We start from the raw sequence: 15,983 nt of genomic DNA, 5'->3' as shown, positions 1-15,983 counted from the left end.
AGCCCAAGCTAAATCTTAATATTCTTGATTCATAATTCTTGATTTATAATTCTTTTATTCCCTGACTGCTCTCAAAACTTCCTCAAGCGTCGTTTGACCAGAGGCGACTTTATCAATCCCATCCTCCATCATAGTTTTCATCCCATCTTTCTGAGCCTGAGCCTTAAGCTCATCTCCTGAAGCTCCTTTGATCGTGAGCTGTCTAATCTCTTCGTTTACCTCAAAAAGTTCATAAATGCCAATCCGTCCTTTATACCCTGTCTGGCCACATTCTTCACAACCTTTACCAGCGTAAAATTTTTGTTTAGAGATGTCTCTACCTAACATTTTTTTAAAGTATTCCAAAGTAGCGGTATCTGGCTTTTGCTCATACAAGCAGTTCTGACAGATTTTGCGGACTAACCGTTGAGCCAGCACTACATTAACAGTTGAAGATAATAAGTAGGCTTCCACTCCCATATCCAACATCCTAGGGATTGCTCCTGGCGCATCATTGGTATGCAGCGTGGTCAAAACTAAATGGCCGGTTAAGGCTGCGTGCACTGCAATCTCAGCTGTTTCCGTATCCCGAATTTCTCCTACCATCATAATATCTGGGTCATGTCGCAGCAGCGCTCGCAACCCAGCTGCAAAAGTGAGTCCAGATTTGTTGTTGACTTGAATTTGAATCAAGCGGTTTAATCCATACTCAATTGGGTCTTCAATGGTACAAATTTTGACATTGACGTTGTTGAGCATGTTTAATACTGAATACAAAGAGGTGGTTTTACCTGAACCAGTGGGACCAGTCACTAAAATCATGCCATGAGGCCGATGAATTTGGTTTTTTAAAATCTCTAAGTTTTTACCTCCAAAACCTAGTTCTTCCAGAGAATGAGGCCTCGTCGTTTCCGGCAACAACCGCAGCACGACGTTTTCACCATAATAACCTGGGATAATAGAAACCCGGAATGCAACTACTTCGCCGGACATATCGTATTTATATCGACCATCTTGAGGAATTCGGTGTTCATCAATTTTTAGGTTGGCTAAAATCTTAATCCGAGCCACCAGAGCTGATTCAATCTTTTTAGGTAAGGCAATAATATCGCGTAGCATACCATCAACCCTGAAACGAATCATTACTTCATTACTATTAACTTCAATGTGAATATCAGAGGTTCCTTCAGCAATAGCGTAATCCAAAACTGTGTCTAGGATTTTAACAATAGGTAGGTCTTCAGCTACTTTTAAAAGGTCCGCTCCCTTACCAGCCAATTTAATATTTTGAGAAATAATTTGCTCAAAGTCTTTTCTAATATTGCGTTTGTATTGACCTAAGGCTTTTCTAATATCAGCCGTAGTGGCATAAAACGGTTCAACATTGTATCCCGTATGTCGCCTTACAAATTCAACTGCTTCAAAATCATTGGGGTCACTCATCGCCAGTTTTAAGTTATTCTTCTCCAGAGCAAAAGGAACCACCGAATGAGACCTGGCGATTTTTTCTGGTATCAGATCCATAAGCTCCATGGGAATCACCTGCTGGCCGATAGTAATGAAAGGAACTTTGAGATGTTCAGCAATCAGTTGACCTAAGGCCTGCTCGGAAATAATCCCTCGGAAAATAAGAATGTCGGCAATATCAATATTGAGCTCAGCAGCTGATTTGGCGGCTAGTTTAAAGTCCTGGGCATTAACAAAGCCCGAACCAACTAAAATCTTTTCCAGCTGGGCAGTGGACAGTTTCATAGCATCTAGTATATCTCATTTGCTATTTGGTAGCTAGAAAATAATAAGAGAAAACTTATTTAAGATACAGTTTCACCTTTTCAACAATCTGTGAAGGCGTATAGTTGGCTTTGATTAAAAATTCTTTGACTCCAAGCGCCTTAGCTTTTTCCATTTTATCTGGAGCTGATAAATTAGACAGCATCAAAACTGGAGTATTTTTAAGCTCACTATCTTTGCGGATAGCTTCTAAAACTTGCAGACCTGAATACTTAGGCATCATCACATCCATAATCACAAAATCTGGCTTTTGAGTCTTAATCACTTGCCAACCAGCTTCCCCATCTTCTGCAGTTAAAATCTCAAAACCTTCAGCTGCAAATTTGGTTTGATACATTTTAATAAGCAAGGAATCATCTTCAACAATTAAAATTCTAGCCATAAAAATCATCCTCTCGAACTTGTCGAGACCTGCCTGCCTACAGGCAGGGATCTTTCTAAATTATTAGATTTATTACAAAGGTCAATCTAACGGTTTTCTACCCTCTTGTCAATAAATATAGGGTTAGTTTTTCTTAGTAAGGGGCAACTCAAACCAAAAAATGCTCCCCTTTCCCATCTCAGAACTAAAACCAATTTTCCCATCAAATTTTTCAACCAACAGCTTAGTGATATACAGTCCTAATCCAGTCCCCATAGCTTTACCAGCACTAGACTCTGCTCTAAAGAATTTGCTAAACAGTTTTTTCTGCTCTCCCTCGGACATTCCATAGCCGGTATCAGCAACTTCTAGTCGCACAGTTGTTTTAGTCGGTTGCAAGAGCGCAATGCTAATATCTCCCTTGTCGGTATATTTAATGGCATTGCTGACAAAATTGGCCACCACTTCATGAATCCGATCTTTGTCCACCCAAACACTATCTTTAATCCCATTTGGAATCTGTAATTTGATACGTAAATCCTTAGTCTCAGCATCAAGGTTAAACTCGTCAAAGACTGATCGCGCCACATCACGCAACCTAACTTTACCCATTTCATAGACTAACCGTCCTTCTTCAATTCGCGACACATTGAGCATATTATTAACCAGTCGGACTTCCCGCTCTGCCCCTTCCACCGCCCCTTGAATAAAGTCTTTAACCTTGCTATTGACCGAACCTCCATCTCCATCCAAAACCATAGACAAATAGCCTTTGACTGCAGTTAGCGGCGCTCGAAGCTCATGAGCTGCTACTGAAAGAAACTCATCTTTGCGTTTATCAAGCTCTTTGAGTTTTTGATTAGCCGTTTCTAAATTTGTGGTTGCTTCTTTGATTTTAACTTTTAATTTTTCACTAAATTGCTGAATCTCTTCAAATTGCCTGGCGTTTTGGATGGCAATTGCCAGCTGGGGAGCTAAGATTTGCAACACTTTAATATCATTGCCTGTTAAAACATCTCCTGATTTTTTATTGCCCAAAACTAAAGCTCCCACTAAACTATCCTTAGCTCTTAGATACATTAAAACGCCCAAATTATTAGTTCTCATAAATTGTTTGAGAGAACTTTCTGGCAATTCATCATAGATACATATTTGCTTTCTACTTCTTAAGAGAAGTCCAAGTTGTTGATTACCTGGTTGAACTTTGGCAGCAATAAAGTCATGGCCAATAATGCGGTCAAGACTGAGATGGCCATTTTCTTTAAAAAGAAGCAATGAATAAAATTCCAGATGGATATTTTCTTCCAAAAGAGCAAAAACCCGCTCTCCCAGTTTGGTCAAATTTAGAGTTGAACTTAAAGTTTTAGAAAGTTTGCTCAACAGCGCATCAGAATCATAATTTTCTTTGAAAAAGATATTTTCAGTTATTTGCTCCAAAAACCTACGAATCGGCTGAATAGTATAGGCAATAATCAGGGCTAAAAAGGCAGAGATTAAAAGCTGATTCCCATCAACGTGGGTAGGCAAAAGCAAGTTGCCAATCAAAAATAGTCCAATCGTATAAAAAGCTACGACCAATAATGTTAGCAAGGTATAAGAAACTGTTCGCGCTAAAACCAAGCGGATATCCATGAGCCGATGTTTTAGGATAGCATAAGCTGTTGCAATACTAAGCCCAATACCCACAGCCGTACTAAAGGGAAATGTTCTGGTATCTTGTAAGATAAAAGGTAAAACTACATCAATAATCGTAGCCCCAAAAGCCCAGGTAAAAATACCAAAAAACACATACTTAAGCTGTAAACGCTCTAAGCTGGTAAGTTTAAAGTAGGTACTGCGCCAGTTATAAATAGCCCAAAACATAAAGGTCCAAGCCGCAACTAACCATGAAAGATAAGACAAGGGATTGTATATAGTTTGCAACCCTTTGCTTGGATCATTGACAACATCACGAATCCATAATTGATTCACCAGTAAAAAGCTAATAAAAATTAAAAATAAAATAGTATAAGCAATTGCAAGCCAATGAGGTTTTTCCGATATTTCTCTAGGAAAAACATATGACAAAATCAGCAAACCGATGGAAATAAAAGAGGCCGAAAAATAGGTGGCCTTAATCCAAAAAACACTAGTAAAAACCAAGGGATACTGGTAAAAAAACAGACAAATTGACCAGACTACAAACCAAAAGGCGATAAAAAAGAAGGCTTGATTGGCCCGTTTATTTGGGTTTCGAGCTATAACCAAAAGACCTAAAATGAGATTGAGAGCAGCTGGTATCAGGCAGGCTGCCAAAATAATTGGCGAATACATTGCCTAAATATGGTAGCAACTTGGGGCTTAAGCAACAAGATTCAAGTTTAAGCGGCTTTTTGAGACATAGCTGCTTGACAAATTTTTTCCATTTTTATTTTATCCTTTGAAGCTATGACCACCATAAGTAGTGGATTATAAATTTTATATCTTTCAGCCAAAGTTGGATCAGCAACTAGTTTATCTAAAGCTTGGAACATTTCTTCTAGATCTTTAAAGTGTTTATTCTCTCCAACGGATCTCAACAATCCTTTTTCAAGCAAACCAGCCGCTCTTACTCTATTTCTTTTAATAATTGCCAACATTAGCGCTAAATCAACTCTTGAAGTTGAAAATTCTCCAACCTCATTCATGTTGGTACTATCAAAATTAACAGCAAGTCGATAATCTTCCTTTTCTTTTAAAAGAGGAACTATCTTGGCAATATTATGAGCATCCCATCTACCCCCACCTACCTGCTCCGCTGCTTTTTCTCCTTCTAAATCAGGTAAGTCTTCTCGCCAGGCATCTATAAAAACATCTCTGAGGGCAAGAATATCAGCTAATTCCTTTTTTAGCTCATTTACCTCACCAGCTTCTGCTTCTGACAAATTTTCTGTGGATATATTTAGCAAAGCTTCTGTTTCTGGAACAGGCTGGATAGCCCAAGGTACCACAATAGTACGTCCATCTTCTAAACTTACTCTAGTTAGTTTTTGTTGGTGATTATTAGGATACCCTGGAAAGACTATGTTAGTAACCCTATCTGCATCGTAGACATCTTTTCTTAATTCCAAATGAGCAGTACATACTTCTCCGGTTGAAGTTTGTTGCCAAGATTCATCAATAACCCAACATAAACCAGTTTCTTCCCCACCAATAGGAATTCTCTCCATGGTAAGCTCTTCGTTGTTTATATCTATGGGAGCATGTAATACATCTGTAGCAACAATAATGCCATTTTCTTTCGTTGCTTCTTCTAGAACCTTAACCGCAATCTCTGGACTATGTAGATATTGAATAAATAAAGACCCAATAGATAAAGCTTGGGGAGTTTGCTCTTCTAATCCTTCATGAACTACTGTCCCAGTAGCCCAATAATTTTCCTCTTCAAAAATTCCAGTCAATGCAGCTCCCGCTTTCCTGGTAGTTTTATCTTTTTCAATAGCATGAATAATTTTTAGTCTTAATTCTTCTGGGATTTGAGTCCAAACAACCGCAAAAGAGGCCCCTATATCATTAATTTCATCTTCACTGTCAATCACTCCAGCTGCTTGCAGTAGTTCTAATGGCTCACGGTAAAAAAAAGGCAAATATTCTTTTTCTTGACCAAGACATTTTATCCGCAAAATCTCCCCAAAATAAATAGCCTTCGCTGCATCTGGGTGAGCACCCCCTTCTATTAATTTTCCGATTATTGTTTGTGCATTGTCTTTAAGAACACTCAAGACTTTTGCAATAGACTCACCAGAAAATCCTATGGAGTCAGTTGTTTCTTCTGCTTCTGAAACTAACTCTAAAAGAGGAGTACTAAAGGTTGTTTCATCTCTTTCTCTTAGATCTGGCATATGTTTCTTTCCTGGGCAGGAAGGATGTGTAATTTTATAATTTGTTTTTACCATAAAAAAACTGACTAAGCATCAGTTTTTGATAGTTTGATTATATTTGATACTATTTGAAAAACCATACAGCGTAGTTGTGTAGCTTATAATTAGACCAGTTTTTGGCATAAAAAGATAGTACGCAAGACCGATAGTTTTGGCAAGAGACAAAAAAACTGGGCTTAACGCCCAGTTTTAATATAACTCAAAAGATTTTTTGAATTTGTAATTTGCTATTTAGAATGTTCGGCTTTTACTCTTCTTCCTCAGTTTTAAGGCTATCAAAGTAAGCTTCAAGCTCTTGTTCGACTTTTTCCCAATTACCTTGTTCTTCCCGGATAGCTTTAAACACTAGCCGAAAGTCAATCAGGATGGATTTGTCGGTTACAATCATTTTTTGAGACATATGTTTCTCCTTTTATTTGACAAGTTTAGATTAAACTTGTCATCCTAAACACCTCTAATTTGATGTAACAAATCAGAAAGTCGAAGGATTTTCTTTATTTGTATCCCACAGGTTTTGCTGAAAGAACCACTCCCAAACTAATCCGGTGATTCTGTTTGTCAAGTGATTCAATGTAGACATCAACTTTGTCACCAACTTTAATATCCAAATCTGATGGGATTTTAGAGATATGAATTAGGCCTTCAATACCTTTTTCAATCTCGACAAAAGCTCCAAATGCCGCCAGTCTGGTGACTGTCCCTTTAGCCTTGCTATCAACCGGATAGTTGGTGGCAATCTGCTCCCAAGGATCATCACTTAAGCGTTTGACTGACAAGTTGAGCTTACCGGTATTTTGATCAATATCCATCACTTGAACATCAATCACATCGCCAACTTTATAGAGTTTAGCCACATCATTGACTTTTTCCCAGGAAATTTCACTGATATGGACTAAACCATCCAGAAAACCTGCATCTTTATTCTTTTCGTCAAGGATAACTCGGACAAAAATTCCAAACGGCATGACACCGGAAACTTGACCTTTATAGGTACCACCAACTTTGACCTCAGATAGTAGTTCTTGCTGTTTGTCTAAAATGTCAGACTCAGACACAGCTTTTTCAGAGAAGATTAAACGATTTTTTTCGCGGTCAACTTCAATGACTTTAGCTTTAAACACTTTGTTATATAGTTGGTCGAGCTTGCCTACCCACTGGCGACCAAATTGAGAAACTGGAATAAAACCGCGGACATTCATAAGTCTGGCAATCATACCGCCTTTATTAATATCCAAACCTCGAACTTCGACTTCCTCCCCTGTTTCCATGTATTTCTCAAATAATTTCCACTTCCAGTCATTAGCAGCTTTTAAAAGCGACAACAGGATTTGACCTTTATCATTTTCCGGAGCAACTACCGTAGCTAAAACCGTATCACCAACATTTAAAAAGTTGATGTAGTCCTCAACCCACTCCATTTCCCGTTCAACTAAAATACCTTCGGTTTTAGCACCAATATCAAAAAATACCGATTTCTTGTTTTTGTCTGAAATAGTAGCGGCTACTTCCTGACCTTTTTTAAGTCCTACAATTTGGTAGCCGGTTTGTTCCAGCAGTTCCTCCATGGAATCAGGTTGTTTTTTCAGCTCTTTTAAAGGCTGTTTTTTCTTAGCTTCTTGTAGAGAATCAGCAATCACTACTCGAGCTAAAGTTTCATTGGTTTTATTCTCTGAAGGAGAGGCAGCTTTTTTACCGTCTTCAACGGCAGGCTCTTCAGTTTTAACGGGTTTTTTAACTGTAGTTTTTTTAGAAGCTTTCTCAGTTTTTTCAGTCTTAACTGGCTTAGCTTTAGCCTTTAGCTCAACTTGTTCCTCCTTTTTTTGAGTTTTAGCAGTTTTAGCACTAGTCTTTTTTGGCATACAATAAAATTCCTTTCTAATTAAGATGTGATTTGTTGGCAAAAAATTGTCATGCTTTAACAAATCAATAAACCACCAGCTTAGTTTCAATAGTAATAAAATACTAAGACCCTGATGGTACCAAGTAGTATTATACCAAAATAGTTAGAAGGTGAAAGCTAAAGCGCGTGATTGAGAAAAGCCAACACTCCATCCAACACTGAGCGCAGTAAAGGAATTGAGGCTGGCAGTAGCAGAATAAGCAAGATAATCCAGATAAAATTACGTTTAACTAGATCAATTACTAAAAGCACCACCGCTATAATAATAATTAAAGAAACCAAAGGCTGAATACTGCCTGGAAACAAGGTTAAAAAGCGATCATAGAGAGCTGTCAATTCATCCAGAATCATAGTATTAAATTAGCATAATTAGGCTTAAGAATCAATAAAACCCGCTTATCGCGGGTTTATCTTTTATTTACCCTGTTCCGGCTTCGACCTATTTTCTCACCCAGTTGCCCGGGCAATATCGTCGGCGCTGAGGCGTTTAACGACTCTGTTCGGAATGGGAAGAGGTGGGACCACCTCGCTCCAGAAACCGGAACAGGATAAATAAACTGACAAGTTTGATAAACTTTTTTAGATCAAACTTGTCATCCTGAGAATATCTGTTTTTGATGTGACAAAAACAGAATTCGAGGGATCCCCCATATGTTCAAGATGAACTATAGAAGATTCTTCGCTTCGCTCAGAATGACACTATAAAAGTGCAGTTCTCTGAAAAGTGAATAGAAGTTTTACGTAAGCTCTTTTAATAGCTTTGCTATTGAAAAGCACTTATCTCTTTATTGATCTATACGTTTCTGCTTGGCTTAAGACATTACTGCCCTTACACCTGCAGTCGTTATACCTGGTATTCTGCCAGGGATCTCTCCTCCACTGAAGTGGAGATGGATTCCTTATCTTGGGATGGGCTTCCCGCTTGAGATGCTTTCAGCGGTTATCCAACAAGTAATGTAGCTACCCAGCAATGCTGCTGACGCAACAACTGGCACACTAGGGATTACCTCACCCCGGTCCTCTCGTACTAGGGGCAAATTCCCTCAAGAATCCTGCGCACACACCGGATAGAGACCGAGCTGTCTCACGACGCTCTGAACCCAGCTCACGTAGGGTTTTAATGGGCGAACAGACCAACCCTTGGGACCTTCTCCAGCCCCAGGATACCCTGAGCCGACATCGAGGTGCCGAACCGCGCCGGCGCTATGGACGCTCGGGCGCGACTAGCCTGTTATCCCCGGGGTAGCTTTTATCCGATAAGCTCCGTGTGTTCCACAACACAACGGAGGATCACTATGACCGACTTTCGTCCCTGCTCCACTTGTAAGTGTCACAGTCAAGCATGCTTTATGCCATTACACGTACACTGCGATTTCCATCCGCAGCAAGCATACCTTTGTGCGTTTGCGGTACGATTTAGCAAACCACCTCCCCAGCGAAACTGCCCGCCAAACACTGTCCCTGACTCTGTAAAAATCATAGGTGAGAATTACCTAATCTCAAGAGCGGTATTACACTGATGGGATATACCCGAAGGTATATTCCTCCCGCCTATTCTCGACAATGAAAGTAAATAATTCAATGTCAGACTGCAGTAAAGCTCCACGGGGTCTTTTTGTCCTGGTGTATGTAGGCCGCATCTTCACAGCCATTGCATTGTTCGCCGAGTCGACGGTCAAGACAGTTTTCAAGTCGTTGAGCCTTTCGTGCGCGTCGGAACTTACCCGACAAGGTACTTCGCTACCATAGAACAGTTATAGTTACTGCTGCCGTTCACCGGGGCTTAGATGAGAGGCGAGACACTTGCGTGACCACCCCCGCACGTGACCTTCCGGCACTGGGCAGGTTTCAGCCCGTATACATAAGCTTTCGCTTTTGCACAGACCTGTGTTTTTGTTAAACAGTCGCTTGAAATTCATTTACTGGGCCCCGCCTATGGCGGGGGGGACATCTCCCAAAGTTACGTCCAGTTGATTTGCCGAGTTCCTTAACCATCGTTCTCTCGCTCGTCGTTGGTCTACTCGACCTTTCCACCTGTGTCGGTTTGCGGTACGGACAAAGAACCTACACTTTAGAGGCTTTTCTCGGAGGCTTAAACGGTTCAAGTTCACCCCGCAAAGCGGGACTTCCCCCACAGCTTAGGTCAAAACGCCTTGGCGGATTTACCAACCAAAACTACCTTGCTGCTTAGACCACAATTCAATAAGTGGCTTGAGCGTTCACACCTCGTCACCCCATCAGTATAGTAAGTTCCTTGGTACAGGAATATCAACCTGTTGTCCATCGGCTACGCAATATCGCCTCGCCTAAGGGCCGACTAACCCGTCCCTGACGAACATGGGAACGGAAACCTTGGAAATTCGACGGAAAAGATTCTCACTTTTCTTTCGCTACTCGTACCGGCATTCTCACTTGTTGCCGCTCCAGCCAGTCTTACAACCAACCTTCGCAGCTGACAACAACGCTCCCCTACCACTCCGCATAAATGCGGAATTCCCATCGTCGGTATACTGTTTACCCTCGCTAAATTTTCGGCGCTCTCCATCCAAATCGACCAGTAAGCTGTTACGCTATTTTTAAAGGATGGCTGCTTCTAAGCCGACCTCCTGGCTGTCTGAGATGAAAAACTTCCTTTCTGACTTAACAGTAATTTAGAGACCTTATACGGGGATCTGGGATGTTTCCCTTTCGCCCATGGAGCTTAGCCCCCACAGACTGACTCCCAAAGTAGCACCACTTGGTATTCGGAGTTTGGTTAGATGCCTAACCTTACGACTAAACATCCATCCAGTAGCTCTACCCCCAAGGGTGTGTGCTTCAAGGCTACGCCTAAACGTATTTCGGGGAGAACCAGCTATCTCCAGGCACGATAAGCATTTTACTCCGACCCACAAGTCATCCAAAGGTTTTTCAGCACCAACTGGTTCGGGCCTCCATCAACTGTTACATTGATTTCGCCCTGCTCATGGGTAGCTCGCCTGGGTTCGGGTCTGCCATGTACTACTAATTCGGGCTATTCACCCTCGCTTTCACTACGCTTTCATTTTGAAAAAATTTAAGCTTGCAGTACATGAGCAACTCACCGGTTCATTCTTCAATAGGCACGAGATCATCCCGATAAATCGGGACTTTCTCTGTTTGTTAGCAAACAATTTCAGGATCTATTTCACTGGGTCTTCCACCCTTCTTTTCACCTTTCCCTCACGGTACTCGTTCGCTATCGGTAGTTCCAAGTATTTAGCCTTACACTGTGGTCAGCGTAACTTCCTCCCGAAGTTTACCGTCTTCTGGAGTACTCAGGAATCTCCTAGAGTTTGTAATACTTTTAAATACAGGGCTGTCACCTTCTGTGGCCAGTCTTTCCAGACGTGTTTTTCTAGTCTTACAAATCCCACATTGGAGTCCTACAACCCCCCGCCAAAGGCGGGGTTTGGGCTGTTCCCTCTTCGCTCGTCGCTACTAAGGGAATCTCATTCGATTTTTTTTCCTCTGGGTACTTAGATATTTCAGTTCCCCAGGTTCCCGTCCTTCACCACAAGGATGAAGGACCAGTTGTGTTACCACAACCGAGGTTTCCCTATTCGGATACCACCGGGTCATAGGTTGTTGGTACCTTACCGGTGCGTTTCGCCACCAACCGCGTCCTTCTTCGGCTTGAAACTCCTAGGCATCTATTGTTTGCTTTAGCAAAAAAGAAAAGTGCTAAATTTCAATAGCAAATAGCTATTAATAATTTGCCTACACTCTTCTATTCACTTTTCAAAGAACTAAAACATGAGCAACGCTTCGATTAAACACCAGTTGTCCTCAATTTGTTCTCAATGTTTCTAGTTACTTTAGAAACTAGTAGCTAGCAACTAAACAAGTTACCAATTACTAATCTCTAAGTTGTGGATCTAGGAGAGTCGACTTGCCTGCCGGCAGGACTCCTGTTTAATCATGTGGACCTAGCCGGGCTCGAACCGGCCACCTCATCGTTGCAAACGATGCGCTCTACCAGATGAGCTATAGGCCCTTTGTTCCTGTCCCGACTATCCTAACTTCTAAATTAAAAGTGCTAAAACTAAAAAAGTCTCCTTGAGGAGACTTTGCAAAAAACAGATATAAACTCAAATCAAAACCGCCAATGGGCAAAAACTGAAAAATAATGGCTAAGGATTTTATTGATTGTTTGAGTTGTACTCATGTTTTAATTAGCTCCTAAAAGGCAAAGAGTATTGTAACAGATAGTATTCAGGCAAGTCAAACGGGAGTTTTTGAAATTATTTTGGTGGGCCTGCCCGCCGAAATCTGTCCCACTCTGCTAAAAACTCCGTGAGGGACACCCTTCGCATCTATTCCCAAAACTATATGGTTAATTAAGGTGGCTTGCCACTCCGTAGTTCTTGATTATTAAATCAAGAACGAAGGGTGGGTGATCTTGGAGTCGAACCAAGGACCTCAGTCTTATCAGGACTGCGCTCTAACCAACTGAGCTAATCACCCATTCACAACCGTTTATTTTACCATTTTTTTCTTAGTTACCAACTAGCAGCTGCAAGCAGCTTCTTTGAACACATTTTTTCTTGAGAAAACATTCAGTTTAGATGTTAGAAAATATTTTCCAAATTTTAGAAAAAATTATCAGGATGTAAACTTGCGACTTTGCCGATTGAACATATACCTGCCTAGGTTAAATAGGGTTTCCAGACCATACCTAGTTGAGGCCATAAAATTGGCTGAGGAGGCTTCTGGGAAGTAGCGCACCGGCACAGGAATTTCCCCTATCTTAAGATTGTTGGCTACTGCCGAAATCAGAAGTTGCTGGTCAAAGACAAAATTGTTGGACATCCGCATAAAGGGAATTTTTCGCAAGGCTTTAGCTGAGTAAGCCCTGAAACCAGTATGGTACTCAGATAAGTTCAGTCCTAGGAAAATATTTTCCGAAATGGTCAAAAAGCGGTTGCCATAGTACTTCCACCATGGCATCCCCCCAGCCAGTACCTCTGCCCGACTTCGGACTCGGGAGCCTAGCATAATATCAAAGCGGCCTTGAACAATTGGTCTGATTAATTCTTCGGTTAAAGTTGCGTCATATTGGTAATCAGGATGAATCATGACTACAATATCCGGCTTTTTCTTAAGGGCTTCCCAGTAGCAGGTTTTTTGATTACCACCATAGCCTAGATTGGCTGGGTGGGAAAAAACCGATAAGCCCATTTTTTGGGCAACTTTAATGGTTTTATCAGAAGAGCCATCATCAACCAAAATAATCTCGCTAGCTATCCCAGGCGGAATATCTTTAACCGTTTTTTCCAGGGTTTTAGCTGCATTGTAGGCCGGCATAATGACTACTACTTTTGCTTTTTCCTTAGCCATAATATTAGCACTGTAAAAGTAACTCCTAGTAAAGTCAATAAAGAAACCAGGTCAACTACCTGCCGCCAAGAGGTATTAGTAAAAATAGCGACAACATGGTGTTTGCCTTGATTCAGACTCACAACTAAACGGCCTTGTTCTTGATTAAGGGTCTGAGCTTGCTCATCTACTTTAATTTGCCAACCTGGATAGTAAGCTTTTTTAAGGCCTAGTTTAGCTCCATCAGAAGCCACCTGGGCAGTAAAACTAAGTTGATTTGATTTATTGTAAACATCGCTTGTCTGTGCCTGACCAGATAAAACTTGTACTAACGGATCTTTTTGGGACAAATTTTGGTCAAATTCCTTGGGGCGATAGTCTTCATATTGATTACTGGTTTCAGTACTAGCAAAGTAGTCACTATCTGGCATAAAGGTATATTGATTAACCCGCAAATGATGCCGATTGCCTACTAGCGCCAAGGCAACTATTCCAATCACGCAAAAGGTTTGCAACCACTTTTTAGTTATAATCTGTACAATAACGGTAATCAGTAAAGCTGCACTAAACGTAGTTACTTCTAGAAATTTCCAAGGTAAATCAATAGCTACTACTTTGCTTAAAAAATCAAAAAATGGTTCTCCACTTGGTAACATAAGCATAATAGCTATCCCAAAAACCAACAAGCTATAGACTAAAATCAGTAGCTGTTGGAAACCAAGGGTTATAAAACTTTTCAGCTTTGATCTAACTAAAAACAACAAGATAGTAGTAAAAGCTAAGGCTGCTATACCCCATTGCGCGTAACCAACTTGAAATGACATCATATCATCGGCTGTACCTGGCATAGAAAAACCATAGAGCCAAGTGCTGCGCAATAGCTGGGTAAAGGTCACAAAATGGTCTTTGTAGTAGGCTCCCAACACATCCGACACAATGGTAAATTTGCGCTCATAAAAAGCTGGAAACCAATAGTACGCCGTCAAACCCAGACTTAGCAAACCAGAAACTACCGTTGTGCCTATGTATCGCAATTTACTTTTACTTTTTAAAAGCCACAATAAAAACCAAAGTAGCAGAGGAAAAATAAAGAGCACCAACGTCATGCTGTGAGATAAAACCATACCTGTAATCCCTAAAGCTAAAACTAATCCCCATTTAATTTGTTCTTTTATTTTTTTACTATGGCTTAATTCAAACAGCCCTAGAAACATTAAAGGGGCAAATATAAAGGTAAAAGCTTCTCCTAAAGCTGCTCGGACAAAGATATCGACAAAACGGTACGGCGCCCAAAGGTACACCATACTGCCGGTAAAAGCCGCAATTTTGCTTTTACTAAGCCGCAGTAGCAGCCAATACATGGTCAGACTTGAGATTACAAAGCTAGCAATAAAGGCAAACTTAATGGCTCCAGCCAAACTGTGAAATAGCAGGTACCAGATTTCAGCAATCCAAAATGGCAAACGGTAGGTAAAGATAAATAAGGGATAACCATAACTATCTAAAGCATTACCAGCCCAACGGACTGGAAACTGGCCATCAACTAAGCCTTGATGAAAATAAACCAAGCGCATAATTTGGTGGCCACCATCATGGCTAGTATAAAAACCTGGATGAAACAGGGCTTTGACCGCAAAGAGAGAGAAGATAATAAGTAAGATTGGAAAAAGATAAGACTTAATTTTGATCATAGGTTTTGACTTTTTCTATCATTGCAATTGTTTGCTCGGCTAGCTTTTGCCGACTAGATTCATAATTACCAGCTGGTTGACTGGCTCGTGCTTGACCAAAGATGAGCTTGGTTTCATAGCTTAAACCATCAACTTTAATACTAAGAATTTGGGCGCCTATGTGTTTGGCTATCATTACCCATTCAATATCAGAAACACACGAAGCTTCACCTTGGGCTGTCTGGGTAATAATTTGGGCAATAGTTCTGTCAAAAGCATAACAACCTGCTGTAACATCAAGTTTCACTCCTAATTCTCGAGAAATAGCTTGATTAGTTAATGCTTCTGGTTCTTGCTGCCAAATGGGATGACTTTGCCATGCTTTAACTGTCCGACCAATTACTAAGAATTGATTATTTAGGTTTTTACATTGCTGTAATACTTTTTCCAACTCTTGAGGGTACTGGTCTAACCAAAATAATAAGCGGTCTAAATCAATATGAAAAAAGGTTTGAGCCTGGCTTTGTAAACCCGTTTCAAGAGCTCGCCTTCGAGATAGACTGCCTTTTCCAGTTAGTGTCTTCTGGTATGGAATTTTTAAATGATCTAAAAGATTTAACAAGTTAGAGTTTGTAGCATCAGTCACCGCAATAGCAATATCAGGAAACAAGCTTTTAATAGTTTCAGCGTGTTTTTGTAAAAAAACTGTACTCGTATCACCAACTGGATCATGAAAAGTAGAAACTTCACAAATTGCCACCATAACTTGATTGTAACAAAAAACCACCCTGAGCATAGTCGAAGGGTGGTTCTAGATTTCAAACATCTCAAAAGATGAGAAAGTCAGATGTGGAAGAAACGTCGTTAATGCTTAGAGTTTGTCCAAAAATGTTTCGTCATGATTGCTCATGATCGGGAAACCCCGCGTGAGTGGGGTTACCACAAACTCCTTAGAAAGGAGGTGATCCAGCCGCACCTTCCAGTACGGCTACCTTGTTACGACTTAGTGCTGATCGCTGAGTTTACCTTAAACGTCGTCAGCCTTG

10 protein-coding genes, 2 tRNA genes and 3 rRNA genes are annotated in these 15,983 nt (G+C 40.7%); all 15 read right to left on the bottom strand.

The genetic code is table 11. From position 1 onward, the window contains the following. Nucleotides 1–54 precede the first annotated feature (54 nt). Entirely contained in the window at nt 55–1,731 is a 1,677-nt protein-coding gene (tadA, locus tag GYA49_06235) for a Flp pilus assembly complex ATPase component TadA (GenBank protein ID NMC36608.1), read from the bottom strand. Between the two features lie 55 nt (nt 1,732–1,786). After that, nucleotides 1,787–2,152, bottom strand: a complete 366-nt coding sequence (locus GYA49_06230; protein ID NMC36607.1) for a response regulator — start codon at nt 2,150–2,152, stop codon at nt 1,787–1,789. 123 nt (nt 2,153–2,275) lie between these two features. Further along, a complete protein-coding gene (locus tag GYA49_06225; protein NMC36606.1) occupies nt 2,276–4,444 on the bottom strand; it encodes a hypothetical protein in 2,169 nt (722 codons plus the stop codon). 47 nt (nt 4,445–4,491) lie between these two features. After that, a complete protein-coding gene (locus tag GYA49_06220; GenBank protein NMC36605.1) occupies nt 4,492–5,991 on the bottom strand; it encodes a hypothetical protein in 1,500 nt (499 codons plus the stop codon). A 286-nt stretch (nt 5,992–6,277) separates the two neighbouring features. Further along, nucleotides 6,278–6,430: a hypothetical protein gene (locus GYA49_06215; GenBank protein NMC36604.1), complete on the bottom strand. Its 153-nt coding sequence runs from the start codon at nt 6,428–6,430 to the stop codon at nt 6,278–6,280. A gap of 94 nt (nt 6,431–6,524) precedes the next feature. Then, the gene (locus tag GYA49_06210; GenBank protein NMC36603.1) at nt 6,525–7,889 is read right to left on the bottom strand and encodes a S1 RNA-binding domain-containing protein; all 1,365 of its coding nucleotides are present in this window, start codon (nt 7,887–7,889) and stop codon (nt 6,525–6,527) included. 158 nt (nt 7,890–8,047) lie between these two features. After that, on the bottom strand, nt 8,048–8,281 hold the full coding sequence (locus tag GYA49_06205) for a hypothetical protein (protein ID NMC36602.1): 234 nt from the start codon (nt 8,279–8,281) through the stop codon (nt 8,048–8,050). Between the two features lie 75 nt (nt 8,282–8,356). Next, nucleotides 8,357–8,473: ribosomal RNA gene (rrf, locus tag GYA49_06200) — 5S ribosomal RNA — on the bottom strand. A 247-nt stretch (nt 8,474–8,720) separates the two neighbouring features. Then, nucleotides 8,721–11,613 (bottom strand): 23S ribosomal RNA (locus tag GYA49_06195). A gap of 259 nt (nt 11,614–11,872) precedes the next feature. Beyond that, nucleotides 11,873–11,945, bottom strand: a tRNA-Ala gene (locus GYA49_06190). A gap of 396 nt (nt 11,946–12,341) precedes the next feature. Continuing rightward, a tRNA-Ile gene (locus tag GYA49_06185) sits at nt 12,342–12,415 on the bottom strand. Between the two features lie 138 nt (nt 12,416–12,553). Further along, nucleotides 12,554–13,288 (bottom strand): glycosyltransferase family 2 protein, encoded by a 735-nt coding sequence (locus GYA49_06180; protein ID NMC36601.1) that lies wholly within the window; start codon nt 13,286–13,288, stop codon nt 12,554–12,556. Continuing rightward, on the bottom strand, nt 13,264–14,958 hold the full coding sequence (locus GYA49_06175) for a hypothetical protein (protein NMC36600.1): 1,695 nt from the start codon (nt 14,956–14,958) through the stop codon (nt 13,264–13,266). The genes GYA49_06180 and GYA49_06175 overlap by 25 nt, the downstream gene beginning before the upstream one ends. Next, entirely contained in the window at nt 14,945–15,700 is a 756-nt protein-coding gene (locus tag GYA49_06170; protein ID NMC36599.1) for a hypothetical protein, read from the bottom strand. The genes GYA49_06175 and GYA49_06170 overlap by 14 nt, the downstream gene beginning before the upstream one ends. A 183-nt stretch (nt 15,701–15,883) precedes the next feature. Beyond that, nucleotides 15,884–15,983, bottom strand: a 16S ribosomal RNA gene (locus GYA49_06165); the annotation flags it as partial.

Source organism: Candidatus Beckwithbacteria bacterium (assembly GCA_012797845.1).
GTDB lineage: Bacteria > Patescibacteriota > Microgenomatia > UBA1400 > UBA1449 > JAAZOH01.
The sequence above is the reverse complement of the archived record's forward strand: the minus strand, read 5'-3'. Positions and strand labels throughout refer to the sequence as shown.

Excerpts from the sequence above, each read along its gene's own strand:
- GYA49_06205 (NMC36602.1), bottom strand. The coding sequence starts at position 8,281 with ATGATTCTGGATGAATTGACAGCTCTCTATGATCGCTTTTTAACCTTG.
- GYA49_06210 (NMC36603.1), bottom strand. The coding sequence starts at position 7,889 with ATGCCAAAAAAGACTAGTGCTAAAACTGCTAAAACTCAAAAAAAGGAG.
- tadA (NMC36608.1), bottom strand. The coding sequence starts at position 1,731 with ATGAAACTGTCCACTGCCCAGCTGGAAAAGATTTTAGTTGGTTCGGGC.
- GYA49_06225 (NMC36606.1), bottom strand. The coding sequence starts at position 4,444 with ATGTATTCGCCAATTATTTTGGCAGCCTGCCTGATACCAGCTGCTCTC.
- GYA49_06180 (NMC36601.1), bottom strand. The coding sequence starts at position 13,288 with ATGGCTAAGGAAAAAGCAAAAGTAGTAGTCATTATGCCGGCCTACAAT.
- GYA49_06170 (NMC36599.1), bottom strand. The coding sequence starts at position 15,700 with ATGGTGGCAATTTGTGAAGTTTCTACTTTTCATGATCCAGTTGGTGAT.
- GYA49_06215 (NMC36604.1), bottom strand. The coding sequence starts at position 6,430 with ATGTCTCAAAAAATGATTGTAACCGACAAATCCATCCTGATTGACTTT.
- GYA49_06175 (NMC36600.1), bottom strand. The coding sequence starts at position 14,958 with ATGATCAAAATTAAGTCTTATCTTTTTCCAATCTTACTTATTATCTTC.
- GYA49_06230 (NMC36607.1), bottom strand. The coding sequence starts at position 2,152 with ATGGCTAGAATTTTAATTGTTGAAGATGATTCCTTGCTTATTAAAATG.
- GYA49_06220 (NMC36605.1), bottom strand. The coding sequence starts at position 5,991 with ATGCCAGATCTAAGAGAAAGAGATGAAACAACCTTTAGTACTCCTCTT.